Raw genomic sequence first — 18,399 nt, forward strand, 5'->3', positions numbered from 1 at the left:
TTCGCCGTAGTCGTTACCGACGATAACGGCACCACGGCCAACGGCAACCTGGACGTAAATATCGTCGACGACCTGCCCAAAGCCGTGGACGACAGCAACGCCAGTACGGCCTCGGAAACCCACCTGACCCTGACCGGCAGTGTGCTGACCAACGACACCCAAGGTGCGGACCACGTGGCGTCCGGCCCAATCACGCCCGGCACTTTTACCGGCACCTACGGCACCCTGGTGCTCAACGCCGACGGTTCCTACACCTACACCCTCAACACCGCCGATGCCGATTTCAAAGGCTTGCACGGCGGCGGCAACGGCAGCGAAACCTTCACCTACACCCTGACCGACGCCGACGGCGACACCAGCACCGCGAACCTGGTGCTGCAAGTGCACAACAATGATGATCCGGTGGTCATCACCGGCCTCGACACCGAGGGCGGTGAGCTGTCGTTGCAGGAGAAAAACCTCAGCGACGGCAGCAACCCGGACGCATCGGCCCTGACCCAAAGCGGCACGTTCACCGTGACCGCGCTGGACGGTGTGCAGACCTTGAGTGTTGGCGGTATCAATGTGGTTGTAGGCGGCGTGTCGGCAGGTTTCCCGCAGTCCATCACCACCGCGCTGGGCAACACGCTGACCATCACCGGCTTCAACGCTGCTACTGGTGTGGTCAGCTACAGCTACACCTTGCTGGACAACGAAGCCCATCCAAACGCCAACGGCGCCAACAGCGTTAGCGAACAATTCGCCGTTGTGGTCACCGACGATAACGGCACCACAGCCAACGGCAACCTGAACGTGAACATTGTCGACGACTTGCCGACCGCCCATGCTGATGCCGCCTCGGTGGATGAAGGCGGAACGGTCAGTGGCAACGTCCTGAATAACGACGAAGGCGGCGCCGACGGGCCGGCCGTGAGTGGTGCCGTGATTGGTGTGCGCGCTGGCAACGACACCTCGACTCCGGCGATCGGTGGTTTGAACACCCAGATCAATGGCACCTACGGCTACCTGACCCTGGACGCCAACGGCAACGCCGTCTACCACAGCAACCCAAACACCGTCAGCGCCCCAGGCGCGACCGATGTGTTCACCTACACCGTGCGTGACGCCGACGGCGATGAGAGCACCACCACCATCACCATCGATGTCCACGATATCTGCCTCGTCGCCACACCCGAGCACGAAATCAGCGTCTACGAAAAAGCCCTCGACCTGAACCAGGACGGCCAGGACCTGGCCCCCGGGACTGTCACGGGCAGCGCCCCGAATGCCACCAGCGAGACCGCCAGCGGCAGCCTTGTCGGCTCGATCAGCGGTGCCGTTGGCGCGGTCACGTTCGCGCTGGTGGGCAACGCCGCCGGTGCCTACGGTCAACTGTCGCTTCAGCCCGACGGTTCGTATACCTACACCCTGACGACGCCAGCCACCACCACGCCCCAGGCCAACGATGGCCCGAACGTGCTGAGCGAAAGCTTCACCTACCAGGCCACGGACTCGTTGGGCAACACGGTCACCAGCACCATCGTCATCGACATCGTCGACGACGTGCCCAACGCCCATGCCGATGTTGCCTCGGTGCAGGAGGGCGGCACGGTCAACGGCAATGTGCTGGACAACGACGTGCTGGGCGCGGACGGTGGCATGGTGGTTGGCGTACGCGCCGGCAGCGATACCTCGAACCCTGCCGTCGGTGGCTTGAACACCCAGATCAATGGCACCTACGGCTACTTGACCCTGGACGCCAACGGCAACGCCGTCTACCACAGCAACCCGAACACCGTCGGCGCACCGGGCGCCACCGATGTGTTCACCTACACCGTGCGCGATGCCGACGGCGATGAAAGCACCACCACCATCACCATCGACGTGCACAACAGCTGCCTGGTCGCCGCACCGGACCACGAAATCAGCGTCTACGAAAAAGCCCTCGACCTGAACCAGGACGGCCAGGACCTGGCCCCCGGGACTGTCACGGGCAGCGCCCCAAATGCCACCAGCGAGACCGCCAGCGGCAGCCTTGTCGGTTCGATCAGCGGTGCCGTTGGCGCGGTCACGTTCGCGCTGGTGGGCAACGCCGCCGGTGCCTACGGTCAACTGTCGCTTCAGCCCGACGGCTCCTACACCTACACCCTGACCTCGCCAGCCACCACCACGCCCCACGCCAACGATGGCCCGAACGTGCTGAGTGAAAGCTTCACCTACCAGGCCACGGACTCGTTGGGCAACACGGTCACCAGCACCATCGTCATCGACATCGTCGACGACGTGCCCAAGGCTCACTGCGATTTCGCCTCGGTGGTGGAGGGCGGCACGGTCAATGGCAACGTGCTGGACAACGACGTACTCGGTGCCGACGGTGGTGCAGTCATCGGCGTACGTGCCGGCAACGACACCTCGAATCCAGCCATCGGCGGCCTCAACAGCCAGATCAGTGGCACCTACGGCTACCTGACCCTGGACGCCAACGGCAACGCCGTCTACCACAGCAATCCCGATGCTGTCGGCGCACCAGGCGCGACCGATGTGTTCACCTACACCGTGCGCGACGCCGATGGCGATGAAAGCACCACCACCATCACCGTCGATGTACACAACAGCTGCCTCGTCGCAGAAACCGACCATGACGTGACCGTCTACGAAAAAGCCTTGGACCTGACCCAGGACGGCCAGGACCTGGCCCCCGGCACCGTCACCGGCAGTGACCCGAGCGCCACCGGTGAAACCGCCAGCGGGACCTTGGTCGGCTCGGTCAGCGGTGCCACGGGTGCCGTCACCTTCACCCTGGTGGGCAATGCCAGCGGTGCCTACGGCCAGTTGCTGCTCCATCCCGATGGGTCGTACACCTACACCTTGACCTCGCCGGCCACGACCACACCCCATGCCAACGATGGCCCGAACGTGCTGAGCGAAAGCTTCACCTATCAGGCCACGGACGCACTGGGCAACAGCACCACCGGCAGCCTGGTGGTCAGCATCGTCGATGACATACCAAAGGCCGTTGCGTCCGAGCGTTCGGTGACGGCGGTGGAGGTCGATTCGAACCTGCTGATCGTGCTTGATGTGTCCGGCAGCATGAAAGACGATTCCGGCGTGCCGGGGCTCTCGCGTATGGATCTGGCCAAACAGGCAATCAGCGCCTTGCTCGACAAATACGACGACATGGGCGACGTCAAAGTCCAGCTTGTGACCTTCAGCGGCAGTGCCACCGACCAAAGTGCCGTGTGGGTGGACGTGGCAACTGCCAAGACGCTGATCGCCGCGCTGAGCGCTCACGGTGACACCAATTACGATGCGGCCGTGGCGATGGCCAAGACGGCGTTCGCAACTCCCGGACAACTGACCGGCGCACAGAACATTGGTTATTTTTTCTCCGATGGCAAGCCGACCTTGGGCGAAATCGGCGCGGCGGACGAGGTCGCGTGGAAAGCCTTTCTCGATGCCAACGGCATCAAGAATTACGCCGTCGGCCTGGGCAGCGGTGCCAGAAACGTCAACCTCGACCCGTTGGCTTATGACGGCAGCACGCACACCAATACCAACGCGGTGGTGGTCACCGACCTGAACCAGCTCAACTCGGTGCTTTCCGGCACCGTGCAAGGCGCGCCGGTCACCGGCAACCTGCTGGGCGAGGGGGGCTCGTTCGGCGCCGATGGCGGGTTTATCAAGAGCCTGGTGGTCGATGGCACCACGTACAGCTATGACCCGGCGGCCAACGGGGGCCATGGCGCGCTGACCGCCAGCGGCGGGCTCAACCATGGCTCCTTCAATACCGCCACCAACACATTGAGCATCGCCACCGACCACGACGGTACCCTGGTGGTCAACCTGGATACCGGTGCGTTCAGCTACACCTCCCAGACGGCCACCAGCACCTTGATCACCGAGCACATCGGCTACACCGTCAGCGACCATGACGGTGACCTGGCGAGCTCCAACCTGGTGATCAACGTCGTGCCCAACAGCCCACCGATCGCTGCCGACGACAACATCATCACCAACGTGCTGTCGGGCAACATCGTGATCCCGGGCGAGTTGCTGCTGGGTAACGACAGCGATGCCAACGGCGATCCGCTCACCGCGTCACCCACCAGTTTCAATACCGGTTGGGTCGCCAAAGGCGCGGACTTCACCGGCAGCACCGGCACGGCCAGCTTCACCGGCAACAACGTGCAGTCGATCAACCTCAGCCGCAGCGCTTTCGTCGCCAATACCGCGAGCATGACGGCGATGCTGGTGGTCAGCGGTGCATTGGGGATGGTGTCCAATAACAACACCAACGATGAAGACCGGCTCAACATCAGCCTCAAACAGGGCGAAACCCTGACCCTGGACCACAACCTGTCGGCCGGTCACATTGCGATGGAGTATTCACTCAACGGCGGGCCGTTCATTGCGATCAACGACGGGGCTTCCTTCACCGCTGCAGCGGATGGCAATTACCAGATCCACGTCACCAATATCGCCAATCCCGGCGGCGGTAATTCCAACGCGGCGGAGAACTATCAACTGACCCTCACCGTCGACTATGCCGGGGCGCAAGACAAGACACCGGATTACCACGGCAGCTACACCGCCAGCGACAACCACGGCGGCAGTGACAGCGCAGCGGTAGGCATCAGCTATCAGGCGGACCATACCCTGACAGGCACCAGTGGCGACGATGTGCTGTTGGCCGGCAACGGCGACAACCTCCTCAACGGGGGCGATGGCAACGACGTACTCAGTGCCGGTTCGGGCAACAACACCCTGAACGGTGGGGCAGGCAATGATCTGCTCTACAGCGGCACGGGCAACGACCTGCTTGATGGCGGTACGGGCAACGACACCGTCAGCTACGCCCACGCCACGTCGGCAGTCACGGTGAACCTGGGCCTGTTGGCGGCGCAGAACACCCTGGGCGCGGGCACCGATACATTGAGCCACATCGAAAACCTCGTGGGCTCGAATTTCAATGACACCCTCACCGGCGACGGCGCCAGCAACCGCCTCGACGGTGGCCTGGGCCATGACGTGCTCAATGGCGGTGGCGGTGACGACCTGCTGATCGGTGGCCTGGGCAACAACACCCTCACCGGCGGCAGCGGCGCCGACACCTTCCAATGGCAGGCGGGCAACAATGGCCACGACGTGATCACCGACTTCACGCCCGGCATCGACAAGCTCGACCTGTCCCAGCTGTTGCAAGGGGAGAATGGCAGCGCGGCGTCACTGGATGATTACCTGCATTTCAGCGTGAGCGGCAGCGGGGCGTCGCTCATCACCAGCATCGACGTCAGCGCCATCGCCGGCGCCACGCCGAACCAGACCATCGACCTGGCGGGCGTCAACCTTGCCAGTCACTACGGCGTCGCGCCAGGCGCGGGGGGGATCATCGGCGCAGCGGACACGGCGACCATTATCAATGGGATGTTGAATGATCATTCGTTGAAGGTGGATACGGTGTGAGGTGAGCTGAAATGACAGAGCCCGCCATTTTCCTGAGTGGAAATGGCGGGTTTTTATATTCCGCTCCCAAATCCCTTGTGGAAGCGAGCCTGCTCGCGATGACGGCGGCACGGACGACATCTCCATCAACTGAACCACCGCCATCGCGAGCCAGCTCGGCTCCCACGGATGTGATGGCGGCAGAGCGGACTGACGTTATCCGGCGTTCAGTTCGCCCACTGCCAGCATTTGATGGTGACTCCGGGCGTTGGCGCTCGCGCGCTCATATCGTGCCCACAATGATGATGAACGTCGCCGCCTTGTCATTGGAGGTCGCGGTTATCGTCACGAAACCAGATTTGTTCCCGGCGATCAGCTTCGGCGACACTGCCTCACCATGGCTATTGGTCGTCGCTGTCGGCGTCTGATCGGCCCCGACGAATCGGGTTCCAGTCTCCCTGTCATCGGTAATCGTGTAGGTGACCCATGCATCCTCTACCGGATCCCGACCTTCATCCAATGTCCGTGCCGTGAGGGGAAGAGGGAACTCGGTACCCTCTGGCGCGATCTGTCCTTGCCCCGTTATCACCGACAGATGCTCCACAGCATCCGTCGGGTCACCGTCTTGCGACACCACCCGCAAGTGGAACGTGGCCGTCCTGCCGCTCGACATGGCAGTAACCTGCAATGTACCGGCCCTGGAGTCGGCGACCAGCGTTGGCGACGTCGCGTCACCCACGGTGTTCGTCTGCACGGTGGGTGTCTGATTGTCCCCTTCGAACCGCGTCCCTGTTCCACCGTCATCAGTGACCGCGAAGGTGACATCCGCGCCCACGACCGCCGCGTCCATCGGGTCTTTCGCCCGTGCGGTCAAGGGTTCCGGGAACCGGCTGTGCAGTGGGGCGGCCTGAAAATTCCCCGCCTGTGCTCGTAGTGACTGAACCTCGCCTGGGCCCCGCGACATCACGTTCAGGGCGAGGTTGTTCGCTCCGCGGATCTGTCCTGTATAGGACAATAGTCGTACCCGGCCATCGCTGACCAGGCCGTCGGGGGCGGTATCATCCACGCGCAGCGCCACCGACTGTGCCGTGGTCCAGTTCGCTGCGCCTGACAAGGTGCATGACGCGGCCTTGCCGTTCTCGGCGATCCATTGGGTGGTTCCGCTCTGGCAGGACACGTCGGTGATCGTGGTATGTGTGGGGGCGTGATAATACAGCTGTTCACCGGGTGCCCCGGCCACCGGGGATTGCCCATCCACCTGCGTCACGCGCACGGGTACCTGTACGCCCACCGCTCCCGGCTTGGCCATCGGCACGCCCGGCTGCTCCACCGGGACACTGCCCTCAGGCAACTTCTCGTCGAAATATCCCGCGATAGCGGGCCAGATGCTGCTCATCTGCGCGCCAGCGTTGTACCCCGAACTGAAACCAAAGTTCAGGGCAATCACTGCGTTGGTTCGTGCATCGATCACTGGCGATCCGGAAGACCCTGAGTCGGTATCGCAGTTGTATTTTGCGAAATCAGTGCGACCGTTGTTGCGTACTTCGGTTACCCAGCAGGGATGTCCGTCATCATGAAGACGCGAAATCCGTTTCGGCCCCGCCAAGGGATGCCCTGCAACGTAGACCGGGTCGCCGACCTCCGAGATACGGGTATCCAGGCCCAGGTAGCCGAAGGCATCCAATACGCCGCTGTCGACCGCCTCCTGATCCAAGGCCAGCAGCGCAAAATCGGCCGACCCATCGGAGGCCAGGAGCCGCTCGACCGGAACCCGGACAGCAGGCTGAACTGCATCCGAGTCGCAGCTGGATTCCTCGTAATCGAACTCCACGACCATCCGAGCCAGATCCGGGTTCTCACCCACGACATGCAGGTTGGTGAGTACCAGGTTTCCAGGGCCTACCCGCCACGCAGTCCCGTAGCTGCTCCCTGTATAAAGCCGGCCCACGGCGCGTGAGCGTTGGTATTTTGCCGGTTCCGACTCCTGTACACACCGAGCCTTCTCGAGCTGACTCTCGCCGATGATCTGGCCCGGAGTGATCGGGATGGGAGGCGCAGGCTGCGCGGCGGCAGCGACGGCCGCCCCCGCGACCATTACCAGCCCAGCACAGGACTGTATCAACCCATGGGCAGCCGACCGCAAGGCCAGCGGCACCGGAGTTTTTTTCAGTCGGGTCAGCATGGCAGACGCTCCGTTCGCGTAGGGACGATGGAGCGATTTATGCGGTGGAATGGGTTGACTGCCTACTGTCAGAGCTGACAGGGTTAAGCAGGTCACAGACGGATGGTCGGGGCTTGCTTAAGGTTTGCGCAGGGTTTTTTGCTTGAGGATGTAAATTGTCACCAGCACTGCGCTGGTGAGCATGAACCCCCGCGCCCATGGCAGTGGCACCAGGTAGCAGGACAACAGGATACTCGCCCACATCAGCCCGATGGCATAGGCCTTGCCCTTGAGCGGGATGCCGTTGCCGCTGAGGTAGTCGCTGATCCACGGGCCGAGGCGGGGATGTTCGACCAGCCATCGGTAGAAGCGCGGCGAACTGCGGGCGAAGCAGGCCGCGGCCAGCAGCAGGAAGGGAGTGGTGGGCAATACGGGAACGAAAATGCCGATGACTCCCAGCACCACGCTCAGCCAGCCGATGGCCAGTAGAGCGTAACGCAGGATCAGCGGGCGGTTGCCGACTGGCGAGGGCACCCGGTCACTCAGTGGTGGCGAGGCTTGAGGATCGCCGGTTTCTCGTCCGGGGCGTTGCACAGCAGGTACAGGGCGGTGAGGGCTTCGGGGATCTGGACGATCATGTCGTCCATCAGGTTCGCGTCCGCGGCGATGTCGGAAAATTCCGGTTGCTCGTCGAACAGGCCGGAACCCACCATGATCGGCAGGAGCATTTCGCTGACTTCCTCTTCGGCGGTTTCGAACCAGGCGGCTTCGCGCAGGAACACGCCTTCCATGAAGCCGATGCACCAGCCTCGCAGCTCCGAATCGTCCGGGTCATCGCCCAGGTCCAGTTCGCATGGCAGCTCGAATTCTTCGTCGGAGGCCAGTTGACGGGCGATATGGGCCTTGAGGCCGACCAGGGTGGCTTCGATTTCGGCGCGCTGGGCTTCGTCGCTGTAATGCGGCTCTTCGGCGAACAGGGCGTCGATCCACTCACGATCCGGCACCGTTTCGGCGCAGATCGACAGGGCGGTCAGGTAGCCGTGAGCGGCCACGTAGTCCAGCGCTTCCTCGTGCAGCTCATCGGCGTCGAGGAAGACTTGCAGGCGGGTCAGTTGCTCAGCGAAGGACATTACGGGCTACCTTGGGGAATAAACAATGCGGGAATTCTAGGCCTTCTTGAGCGCCCAGGCCAGCCGCGTGGTGTATTTGCCTCCACTTGGGGGCACGGGCGGGCCGCTATACCTGTAGGAGCTGCCGTCTTGATCTTTCGTTTCTCGACTCAATGGGCAGTGGAAAGATCGCAGCCTCGTTGCACTCGGCAGCTCCTACAGGGCGCATGGCGTGCAATCGCCTATTTGACACCTCTTGTCAGCAGCGCCCTTCGCAACGAAGGCCTCGGGTATACTGCCGCGTTTTGTGATGCCCTGCGGCGTCCCGCCGGTTCGAAACGCGCACTTACGATTTGCCGGTGCAGCTTTTTTGATTCTGAACCAGCCTTGCAGGGATGTTTCGGTGATTTTTGGAGTTTCTATGCTCGAACAGGCTCAACGCGTCCTCAAGGATATCTTCGGCTACGACAGTTTCCGTGGCCGTCAGGGTGCCATTATTGAGCGCGTGGCCAGCGGTGGCGATGCCTTGGTGCTCATGCCCACCGGCGGCGGCAAATCCTTGTGCTTCCAGGTGCCGGCGCTGCTGCGCAACGGCCTGGCGGTGGTGGTTTCGCCGCTGATTGCGCTGATGGACGACCAGGTCGCGACCCTCGAGGAACTGGGGGTTGCCGCCGCTTCACTGAATTCCACCCTCAGTGCCGAGCAACAGCGGGACCTGGCGACGCGGATCAAGCGCGGCGAAGTGAAAATGTTGTACCTGGCCCCGGAACGCCTGGTACAGCCGCGCATGCTGGCGTTCCTGCAGAGCCTGGAAGTCGCCCTGTTCGCCATCGACGAAGCCCACTGCGTGTCTCAATGGGGTCACGATTTTCGACGTGAGTACCTGCAACTGGGGCAATTGGCGGAACTGTTCCCCGACGTGCCGCGCATCGCGCTGACCGCCACCGCCGACAAACGCACCCGCGAGGAAATCGTCGAGCGCCTGCACTTGCAGGGGGCCGAGCGGTTCCTGTCCAGCTTCGACCGTCCCAATATTTTCTACCGCATCGTGCCCAAGGAGCAGCCACGCAAGCAACTGCTGGCGTTTCTCGCCGAGCGCCGCAGCGATGCCGGCATTGTCTATTGCCTGTCGCGCAAAAAGGTCGATGAAGTGGCGGCGTTCCTGTGTGAGCAGGGGTTCCCGGCGTTGCCGTATCACGCCGGCCTGCCCAACGACCTGCGGGCCTACCACCAGAAGCGCTTCCTCAACGAGGAAGGCCTGATCATGGTGGCCACCGTGGCGTTCGGCATGGGCATCGACAAGCCCAACGTGCGTTTTGTCGCACACCTGGACTTGCCCAAGTCCCTCGAGGCGTACTACCAGGAAACCGGGCGTGCCGGCCGTGATGGCTTGCCGGCCGATGCCTGGATGGCCTACGGCCTGCAAGACGTGGTGATGCTCAAGCAGATGCTGCAGAACTCCGAAGGCGATGAGCGCCACAAGCGCCTGGAACAGCACAAGCTCGACGCCATGCTCTCGCTGTGCGAAGAGACCCGCTGCCGTCGCCAGACCCTGCTGGCCTATTTCGACGAAGACATGCCCCAGCCTTGCGGGCACTGCGACAACTGCGTCGATGGCGTGGAAACCTGGGACGCCACCGAACCGGCCCGCCAGGCCTTGTCGGCGATTTTCCGCACCGGCCAGCGCTATGGCGTCGGGCACCTGGTGGACGTGTTGCTGGGCAAGGACAACGAGAAGATCCGCAACTTCGGCCACCAGCACCTCTCGGTGTTCGGCGTGGGCAAGGCGCGCACCGAAAGCGAGTGGCGTTCATTGTTCCGGCAACTGGTGGCCCGCGGCCTGGCAGACATTGACCTGGAAGGCTATGGTGGCCTGCGCTTGTCCGAAACCTGCCGGCCCTTGCTCAAGGGCGAGGTTACCCTAGAACTGCGCCGCGACCTCAAGCCGGCCACGGCGATCAAGAGCAGCAAGAGCCAGGCCAGCCAATTGGTCCGTGGCGAAGAGCGCGATCAATGGGAAGCCTTGCGTGCCTTGCGTCGCAAGCTGGCCGAGGAACACGGTGTGCCGCCGTACGTCATCTTCCCCGATTCGACGCTGCTGGAAATGCTCCGCAGCCAGCCCACCTCCCTGGCGGAAATGGCCCGGGTCAGCGGCGTGGGGGCGCGCAAGCTGGAGCGTTATGGCGAAGCCTTCCTCCAGGTCCTGGGGGGCGAGGTCGAAGCGCCGAAAGCGGTGGCCGATGTGCGCCACGAGCTTATCACGCTGGCCCGGGCCGGCATGACCCCGCTGCAGATCGCCGGGCAATTGCAGTGCTCGGAGAAAAACGTCTACACGATGCTGGCCGAGGCCATCGGCAAACAGCAGTTGTCCCTGGAACAGGCACTGGATCTGCCCGAGGAACTGATGGGCGAGGTACAGGACGCGTTCCTGGACGGCGAAGGCGAGTTACCGCCGGTGTCCGAAGTCGCCGCGCTGTTTGTCGGACGGGTGCCCGAAGGTGTGCTGTATTGCGTCAGGGCTGCGTTACAGTCGGAATTTGAAGTCTGATCAGTGAGTTGCGCTCCTTTAACGATTCAGTACAAGGCGAACCTTGCTTGAATCCAAAGCTCATGCTTAGCTGACTAATAATTAGTTTTTCTCTATTTCAGATCTGATGAGTTTTTTATGCCGTTAACCGATCAACACCGTTTTGGCATGCAGTTGGCGCAAATGTCTCGAGGCTGGCGCGCCGAACTGGACCGCCGCCTGGCCGGGCTGGGCCTGTCCCAGGCGCGCTGGCTGGTGCTGCTGCACCTGGCCCGTTTCGAACAGGCGCCGACCCAGCGTGAACTGGCCCAGAGTGTCGCCGTCGAAGGCCCGACCCTGGCCCGGTTGCTCGACAGCCTCGAGACCCAGGGGCTGGTGCAGCGCCAGGCGGTGGCCGAAGACCGTCGGGCCAAGAAAATCGTGCTCTGCGCACCGGCCCTACCGTTGATCGAACAGATCGAAACCATTGCCACGCAATTGCGCCGGGAGCTGTTCGAAGGTGTCGACGAGGCGGACATGCGCGTGTGCATGCGGGTTCACGGCACGATCCTGGCTAACCTGGAAAAATCCTGAGGCAGATCCCTGGCGTCAGACTTTTGAGATTCGCCGGTTAGCGAACTATAACCAGTACTAGGCGTTCCTATTGGGAGCGTTTACGCCGCGGTTGGTTCTGGTAATCGAAAGGGATGCCCATGCTTGTAAGTTTGCAGTCCACGTTGCGCAGTTGGGTCAACGTGTCGATCGTCGTGGGTGCCCTGGGGTTTTCGGCCTTGGCGTCCGCGCTGGGCCTTGGCGAGATCACGCTCCATTCCGCCCTGAACCAGCCGTTGCGCGCCGATATCGCCCTGGTCGATGTGGCCGGAATCAGTGAAGGGGATCTGTCGGCCAGCCTGGCGAGCCCGGACGACTTCAGTCGTGCGGGTGTGGAGCGGGTGTTCTTTCTCAGCAACCTGCGCTTTACGCCGGTATGGCGGGGTGAGCGCAGCTTCATTCGGGTGACGTCCAGCAAGCCGGTGGAAGAGCCCTTTCTCAATTTCCTGGTGCAGCTCAATCAGCCCAATGGGCGCCTGCTGCGCGAATACACTGTGCTGATCGACCCACCGGGCTCACCGGGTATCGTGCCGGCCCGTGACGAACCGGCCACGGCCCAGCAGGCTGCGATGCCGAGCCAGGCCACTCCGGCCATCAAGCCGCCCCCGGCGGTACAGGGCAAGCGTTACACGGTCGTGCAGGGAGACAACCCCTGGGTGATTGCCCAGCGCCTGCATGACGCCGGCAGCAACGCGTCGGTCAATGAGTTGATGCAAGGGATCCAGGCCTTGAATCCCGGCAGCGACCGGCTCTCCATCGGCCAGCGCCTGTTATTGCCCGACTCGGCCGTGCTGCCGACAGCGGCTGCATCCACCGCTGGCCAGGCGTCCGCCGCAGCCGATGAGCAGTTGGCCGCCAGCGTGCTGCAGAACCAGGAGCAGCAGAAGACCATCGAGGCTCTGCAGGCGCGGCTCCAGGCCCAGGACGAAGAAATCGCCGGCCAGCGCAAGCAGATCAGCGAATTGCAGACCCGCCTGGCCGAGACTCCAGTCCCCGTTGCGTCGACGCAACCGGCGCAGCCTGAATCGGAGCCGGCTCCAGACGTATCCCCCGTGACCGAACCGGTTGCAGAGCCAGAGGGCATCAATTGGACATGGGTGGCGGGGTTGATGGCCCTGTTGGGGTTGCTCGCATTGTTACTGTTCATTCGGCGTCGCCAGCAGCAGGGCGAGTTGGAGCCGATGACCGAGCGCCCCGAGCCGATGCTGGAGGAGGGTGACGAAACCTTTGCATCAATCCCCGAGACGGAGCCGTCCGAGGCTGCGAACTCGTTCAACAACGGTGATGCGCCCCAGGGTGATGTGCTTGAGGGCGTCGGGATCTACCTGACCTACGGCCGTTTCACCGAGGCCGCCGGGCTGTTGCGCGCGGCATTGCTGGCCGAACCGGAACGCACCGACCTGGGCCTCAAGTTGTTGGAGGTATTGGGCAAGCAGGGCGATGTCATCGGTTTCCAGGCCCAGGAACATCATCTGCTGGCACAAGGCGTCGATGCCGGGACGCTGGAGGATATCCGCGGGCGCTATCCCAAGGTTGCCTTGATTCCCGCACCGATAGCGGAACAGGCACAGCCCCTGGCGCCGGTTCTTGCGCCTGAACGTGAACAGGCACCCAATGACGAGTTCGAGCTGGACCTGGACGCACTGTCCATGGAAACCAGCTGGGACCTGGCGGATGACCAGGGCACCGTCGCCGAAGAAAAACCTGCGACGCCACTGCCCGACAACAGTGTCGAGGGCTTGTCGCTTTCAGGTTTCGACGAACCGGAGTTGCAATGGGAAGCGCCCCTGGAAACCGAGTCGCTGGACGATGATTTCCTCGATGGCTTTGCCGATGAAGAGCAGGCGCTGGAATTTGAGCCGCTGGCCCTTGAACCTGTTTCCCTGGACGGCCTGTCCCTCGAACCCCAGGGCCCGGAGCATTCGGTCAAGCTGGAAGAGGCACAGAACTGCATCGACGATGGCGACCTGAAGACCGCCATCACCCTGCTTGAAGAATTGCTCGTAGAAGGTGACGAACCCCTCAAGCAGACCGCCCGGGTGCTGCTGGCGGGGATTCGCTGAGATCCATCGAGGTTGTGGCGGCTGGTCTCATCGCGAGCAAGCTCGCTCCCACGGAATCTGCGCGTTCATGTGGGAGCGAGCTTGCTCGCGATGACGGTCTGTCAGGTTATCAATCCAGCCCAGGCAAACACCCAGCCCCTCAAAACGTCTGTCCCAGGTTCAGGTACACCGCCTGTTCATCGTCGTCGTTGAAGCCATAGCTGAAGTTCAATGGCCCCAGCGGTGTATCGAAACCGAGGAAAATGCTGGCGGCGTTGATATAGCCACTGTCGAATTCATTGTCGTTGTTCCAGGCCCGGCCGCGTTCCAGGGAACCGCCGATGTACAACGGGAAATCCAATGGCAGGTAGGCCCGCGGTGTGAGGCGGCGGTAATACACGGAACGCATCAGGCTCATGTTCTGTCCGGATACACCATCTTCGCGAAAGCCGGACAATTGCCGCGCGCCACCGAGCACAAAGCTGGAGGTCACGACCTCCGCGGTGTCCAGGGTGCGGCCGTAGCGCCCGCCCAGGATGAAGGTGTCCGGGCCGCTGCTAAGCGCCTTGTCCAGTTTGAATTCCCACTGGCGGTAGCGCTGGTCGGAGCCCAGCCCCGGTTCGTATTGGCGCCAGCTCAGGCCGATGTCTTCCCCTTCATGGGGGAAATACACGCTGTCGAGGGAGTCGAACGAATACTTGAGTTCGTAGAAACCTTCGTTGAAGTTCTCGCTGGGCTGGTCGTGGTCGCCGATGCGCACATCGGCCTTGCCCCAGGCCTGGCCGACACCGAAGCGGATTTCGCCGCTGTTGCCGATCTGGCGGCCCACGTTGAGCCCGAAGCCATAACGTTCGACGCGATACTGGGCCACCGGATCGTTGTCCAGGATGGACTCCACATTGCGCGATTCGAATTGCCCATAGGGGGCAATGAAGTAGCGCGAGCCGACGTCCAATGGCTGGTAGAACTCACTGTACAACTCCTGCTTGTCGCCGATCTGCGCCCGGGTCAGCCACTCGGCGCCCAGGCGATTGATGCCGTTGACCCGATAGCTGGCCCCCAGGTTGAAAGCGCTGTCGCCGCGCATATCGTCCGACAGGCTCAGCCCCAGCCGCAGGTAGTCGGTGCCGGTGCGTCGGCCCCGGGCGCTGATCACCAAGGTGTGGTCCGGGCCCTTGTGGACCACGCGGTATTGCACCTGTTCGAAGTAGTCCAGGCCGTACAGCGTGCCCATGTCGGTCTGCAGGCGGCCCAGGTCCAGCGGTTCGCCGATCTGCTGGCGAATGTAGTAGCGAATCACGTCATCGCCGACTTTCGAGTCGTTCTCTACGCGGATGGCGGTGATGACCGGTGTGCGTTCGCTGGGCGCGCGCGCGGCCATGAGTTCGGCGTCGGGCGCTTCGGAAGGGCGTAGCGGGGCCAGGCGTGCCTGGAGTATCCGGGTGGCGCGATAGCCGGCGTCGATCATGTCCCGGGCCCGGCCGAAGTCGGTGGAGCCGAAGCTCGCCAGGGCCGGCTGGATCAATACGTCGCTTTTTTTCAGGGTGGCCAGTTGTTCTTCAGAGTTGCGCCGGGTCATCAGGGTGGTCGACTGGTTCAGCACATCGACCACCGTGACCAGTTGCTTGCGGGTGCGCAGCGGGGTGCCGATGTCGACCACGATGGCCACATCCACACCCATGTCCCGGGCCACATCCAGCGGGATATTGTCGGCCATGCCGCCGTCCACCAGCAGCCGGCCGTCCAGCTCCACCGGGGCGAACACTGCTGGGATCGACATGCTGGCGCGAATGACCTTGGGCAGGTGGCCTTTGCGGAACACGACTTTTTCGCCTGTGGCGATGTCGGTGGCGACGGCGCGAAACGGGATCGGCAGTTTGTCGAAGTCCCGCGTGTCGCTGGCGTGGGCCAGCAGGCTTTCGAGCAGCAGGGCCAGGTTCTGGCCCTGGATGACCCCCAAGGGCAGGCCGAGGCTGCCGTCGTCGCGAAAGCTCAGTTTCTGTTTCACCAGGAAGTCGCGGTCATCCTGCTTGCGCCGGAATGGCACGTCCTTGCGTGGCGGGGCATCGGACAAGGCCTGTTGCCAGTCGATGCCCAGGGCGAGTTTTTCCAGTTCGTCGATCTTGTAGCCCGAGGCATACAGCCCGCCGATCACCGCGCCCATGCTGGTGCCGGCAATGGCATCGATCTTGATGCCTTGCTCCTCCAGGGCCTTGAGCACGCCGATGTGGGCCAGGCCCCGCGCCGCGCCGCCGGACAGCACCAGGCCGATTTTCGGGCGTGGCGCTTCGACGGCGGGCTCGTTGGCATGGCCGGACAGGGGCAACAGCAGCAGAAGCAGAAGCAGGAGGGGGAGCAGGCGGCGCATCGTCTATCTCGGGGCGGGCGATCAAAGGCAGGTATTATAACGACGCCTTCGAACCCAGGAGTTCACCCGCAATGACCGAGCACAAGCCTGAAGTTGTCATCACCTATTGCACCCAGTGCCAATGGCTGCTGCGTGCCGCCTGGCTGGCCCAGGAACTGCTCAGCACCTTCGGCGACGACCTGGGCAAAGTGTCCCTGGTGCCGGGCACCGGCGGTGTGTTCCACATCAGTTGCGACGGTGCGCAAATCTGGGAGCGCAAGGCTGATGGCGGTTTTCCCGAGGCCAAGGTCCTCAAGCAGCGGGTCCGCGACCGGATCGACCCGGAGCGGGACCTGGGCCACAACGACCGGGTTCAGTGAGACGCGGCTTGGGCGCCCATCCCCGGTTTCTTCGAACCGCCCAGCTGGCTCGAGATCACGATGGCCGCGATGATCACCACGCCGCCCACCAGCATCCGCAGGGTCGGGCGTTCGTCGAACAGCCACCAGGCCATGGCGATGCCGTAGACCGGTTCCATGGCGAAGACCACCGCCGCCGTGCGGGCCTTGATCACCGCCAGGCTGGCGACGAACAGGCTGTGGGCCAGGCCGGTGCAGAACACGCCGAGCAAGCCGATCCACAACCAGTCGAGGGGGCGAACGTCGCTCAGTTGTGGCGCGGCCATCGGCAACAGGCACAGCCCGACCACTACGTTCTGGCACAGCGCGGCCTGCACGGGCGGGACATGGGCGGAGCCGGCACGGTTGGTCAATGACAACAGTGAAAACAACAGCCCTGAAGCCACGGCCCAGAGCAGGCCGGTGGTGGCACCGCTGGCCAGGTCGAAGTTCGGCGTGACCAACACCAGGCCGACGCTCACCAGCACCACCAGCCAGATTTCATTGGCGCGAATCCGCTCGCGGAAGATCAGCCCCTCGAGCAATACCGTGAAGGCCGGGAAACTGGCGAACCCCAACGTGGCGATCGCCACGCCGGCCACCTTCACCGCGATGAAGAAACTCACCCAATGCCCAGCCAGCAACAGGCCGCCCAGCAGCAGTCGCCGGCCATCCTGTGCCCGCAGTTTCTGCCAGCGACTGCTGCTGGCGAACCGAGCGAACACCGCCAGGGCCAGCACGGCGAAGACGGCGCGACCGAACACGATGACCGCTGGCGAAGCCGCGGCGAGTTTGCCGAAGACACCGGTCAGGCCAAACATGAGTGCACCAATGTGCAGGGCGCCGAGGGCGGTACGAGGTGTCATTTCAATCCTTTCAACAGATAAGCCAAAACCGACGGACAAACATCGATCCCATGGGGGTATTTAAGCGTTGGGGAGGTGCTGGCGTCTGTCGCGATCCTAGCGATTTTTAGCGCGAAGCTAGCGCTGACGCCGCAGCTTGCCCGGCGAGACGCCGAATTCGCGCAGCACCGCCGCGGCGAAGGCACTTTGGGAGCTGTAGCCGACGCGGTGGGCGATCTCACCGATGGGCAACTGCGAATCACGCAACAACGCCACGGCCTGGTGCAAGCGGCGGCTGCGGATGTACTCCATCGGGGTTTGCCCGCACTCGGCGACGAAGCGTGCGTGCAGGCGGGCGTTGGAGAGGCCGGCGATTCGCGCCAGGTCCGCCACTTGCAGCGCATAGGCGGCGTTCTGGTCGATGTGGGCATTGAGCGCGGCGTAGGGCAGGCGCCGGCCGCCGTGGGTTGCCTGGCGAGCGTTATTGAGACTCGCCAGCAGCAGCACCGCGCCTTGCTGGGCGATCACCGGATCGTCCACCGGGCTGCCCGCCAACCAACTGACCAACTGGCTTTGCCCCGCATCCAGGGGCAGGCGAGCGGTGTCGTCGAGCAAGCGGCGGCTGGCGTCGGCGTGATCCCCCAGGCATTGGCCGAGCCAATCGTCACTGGGCACATCCAGCACCAGGCAGCGACTGCCCTGGGGACTGCCGCAGGCATGATGGGCACCGGCGGGTACTACCACGAAACTCTGCTGCACCACCTGGCTGCCACGCCCTTCGACCTCGAAATCCAGCGCGCCGGACAACCCGAACACCAGTTGCGCGTGGTCGTGGCTGTGGACAATCAAATCGTGGCTGTAGTGGCGTAGCGTGAGGATCGGTCTCATCGCGGTCTCCCGTGTCAGGCCGCCAGCATACACCGAGGGCACACCGCCCCGCGCTGTCATGTAATGGACT

General features: G+C 63.2%; 11 protein-coding genes. 5 read left to right on the forward strand and 6 right to left on the reverse strand.

Annotated elements, in window-relative coordinates:
- Positions 1-5,442, forward strand: a 5,442-nt coding sequence (locus tag BM317_RS10520; protein ID WP_092474264.1) for an Ig-like domain-containing protein, incomplete at its 5' end; no start/stop codon positions are given.
- 262 nt (positions 5,443-5,704) lie between these two features.
- On the opposite strand, the gene BM317_RS10525 is transcribed toward BM317_RS10520, so the two are convergent.
- The 3 genes from BM317_RS10525 to BM317_RS10535 all read right to left on the reverse strand — a co-directional run bounded on the left by BM317_RS10525 (position 5,705) and on the right by BM317_RS10535 (position 8,712).
- Complete coding sequence (locus BM317_RS10525) at positions 5,705-7,603, reverse strand: trypsin-like serine peptidase (protein WP_092474266.1); 1,899 nt, start codon at positions 7,601-7,603, stop codon at positions 5,705-5,707.
- 117 nt (positions 7,604-7,720) lie between these two features.
- Positions 7,721-8,116 carry a YbaN family protein gene (locus tag BM317_RS10530; RefSeq protein ID WP_092474268.1) on the reverse strand — a complete coding sequence of 132 codons (396 nt, stop codon included), beginning with the start codon at positions 8,114-8,116 and terminating at the stop codon, positions 7,721-7,723.
- Positions 8,117-8,124: 8 nt separating this feature from the next.
- Complete coding sequence (locus tag BM317_RS10535) at positions 8,125-8,712, reverse strand: UPF0149 family protein (RefSeq protein WP_060738682.1); 588 nt, start codon at positions 8,710-8,712, stop codon at positions 8,125-8,127.
- Between the two features lie 400 nt (positions 8,713-9,112).
- On the opposite strand from BM317_RS10535, the gene recQ reads away from it, so the two are divergent.
- The 3 genes from recQ (at position 9,113) to BM317_RS10550 (ending at position 13,872) form a co-directional block, all read left to right on the forward strand.
- Positions 9,113-11,239: a DNA helicase RecQ gene (recQ, locus tag BM317_RS10540; protein WP_092474270.1), complete on the forward strand. Its 2,127-nt coding sequence runs from the start codon at positions 9,113-9,115 to the stop codon at positions 11,237-11,239.
- Positions 11,240-11,356: 117 nt separating this feature from the next.
- Positions 11,357-11,791 carry a MarR family transcriptional regulator gene (locus BM317_RS10545; protein WP_003199001.1) on the forward strand — a complete coding sequence of 145 codons (435 nt, stop codon included), beginning with the start codon at positions 11,357-11,359 and terminating at the stop codon, positions 11,789-11,791.
- A gap of 119 nt (positions 11,792-11,910) precedes the next feature.
- Positions 11,911-13,872: a FimV/HubP family polar landmark protein gene (locus BM317_RS10550; RefSeq protein ID WP_092474272.1), complete on the forward strand. Its 1,962-nt coding sequence runs from the start codon at positions 11,911-11,913 to the stop codon at positions 13,870-13,872.
- 139 nt (positions 13,873-14,011) lie between these two features.
- On the opposite strand, the gene BM317_RS10555 is transcribed toward BM317_RS10550, so the two are convergent.
- A complete protein-coding gene (locus tag BM317_RS10555) occupies positions 14,012-16,219 on the reverse strand; it encodes a patatin-like phospholipase family protein (RefSeq protein WP_092474274.1) in 2,208 nt (735 codons plus the stop codon).
- A 71-nt stretch (positions 16,220-16,290) separates the two neighbouring features.
- Between BM317_RS10555 and BM317_RS10560 the strand changes: the two genes are divergently transcribed.
- Positions 16,291-16,578: an Rdx family protein gene (locus tag BM317_RS10560; protein WP_060738678.1), complete on the forward strand. Its 288-nt coding sequence runs from the start codon at positions 16,291-16,293 to the stop codon at positions 16,576-16,578.
- Here the strand turns inward: BM317_RS10560 and BM317_RS10565 are convergent.
- Positions 16,572-17,462 carry a DMT family transporter gene (locus BM317_RS10565; RefSeq protein ID WP_092167382.1) on the reverse strand — a complete coding sequence of 297 codons (891 nt, stop codon included), beginning with the start codon at positions 17,460-17,462 and terminating at the stop codon, positions 16,572-16,574. The two genes, BM317_RS10560 and BM317_RS10565, sit on opposite strands and share 7 nt — an antisense overlap.
- Before the next feature lie 117 nt (positions 17,463-17,579).
- Positions 17,580-18,329, reverse strand: a complete 750-nt coding sequence (locus tag BM317_RS10570) for a helix-turn-helix transcriptional regulator (protein WP_092167385.1) — start codon at positions 18,327-18,329, stop codon at positions 17,580-17,582.
- Between the last annotated feature and the right edge of the window lie 70 nt (positions 18,330-18,399).

It is taken from the genome of Pseudomonas sp. NFACC24-1 (genome assembly GCF_900115235.1).
Taxonomy (GTDB): Bacteria; Pseudomonadota; Gammaproteobacteria; order Pseudomonadales; family Pseudomonadaceae; genus Aquipseudomonas; species Aquipseudomonas fluorescens_AA.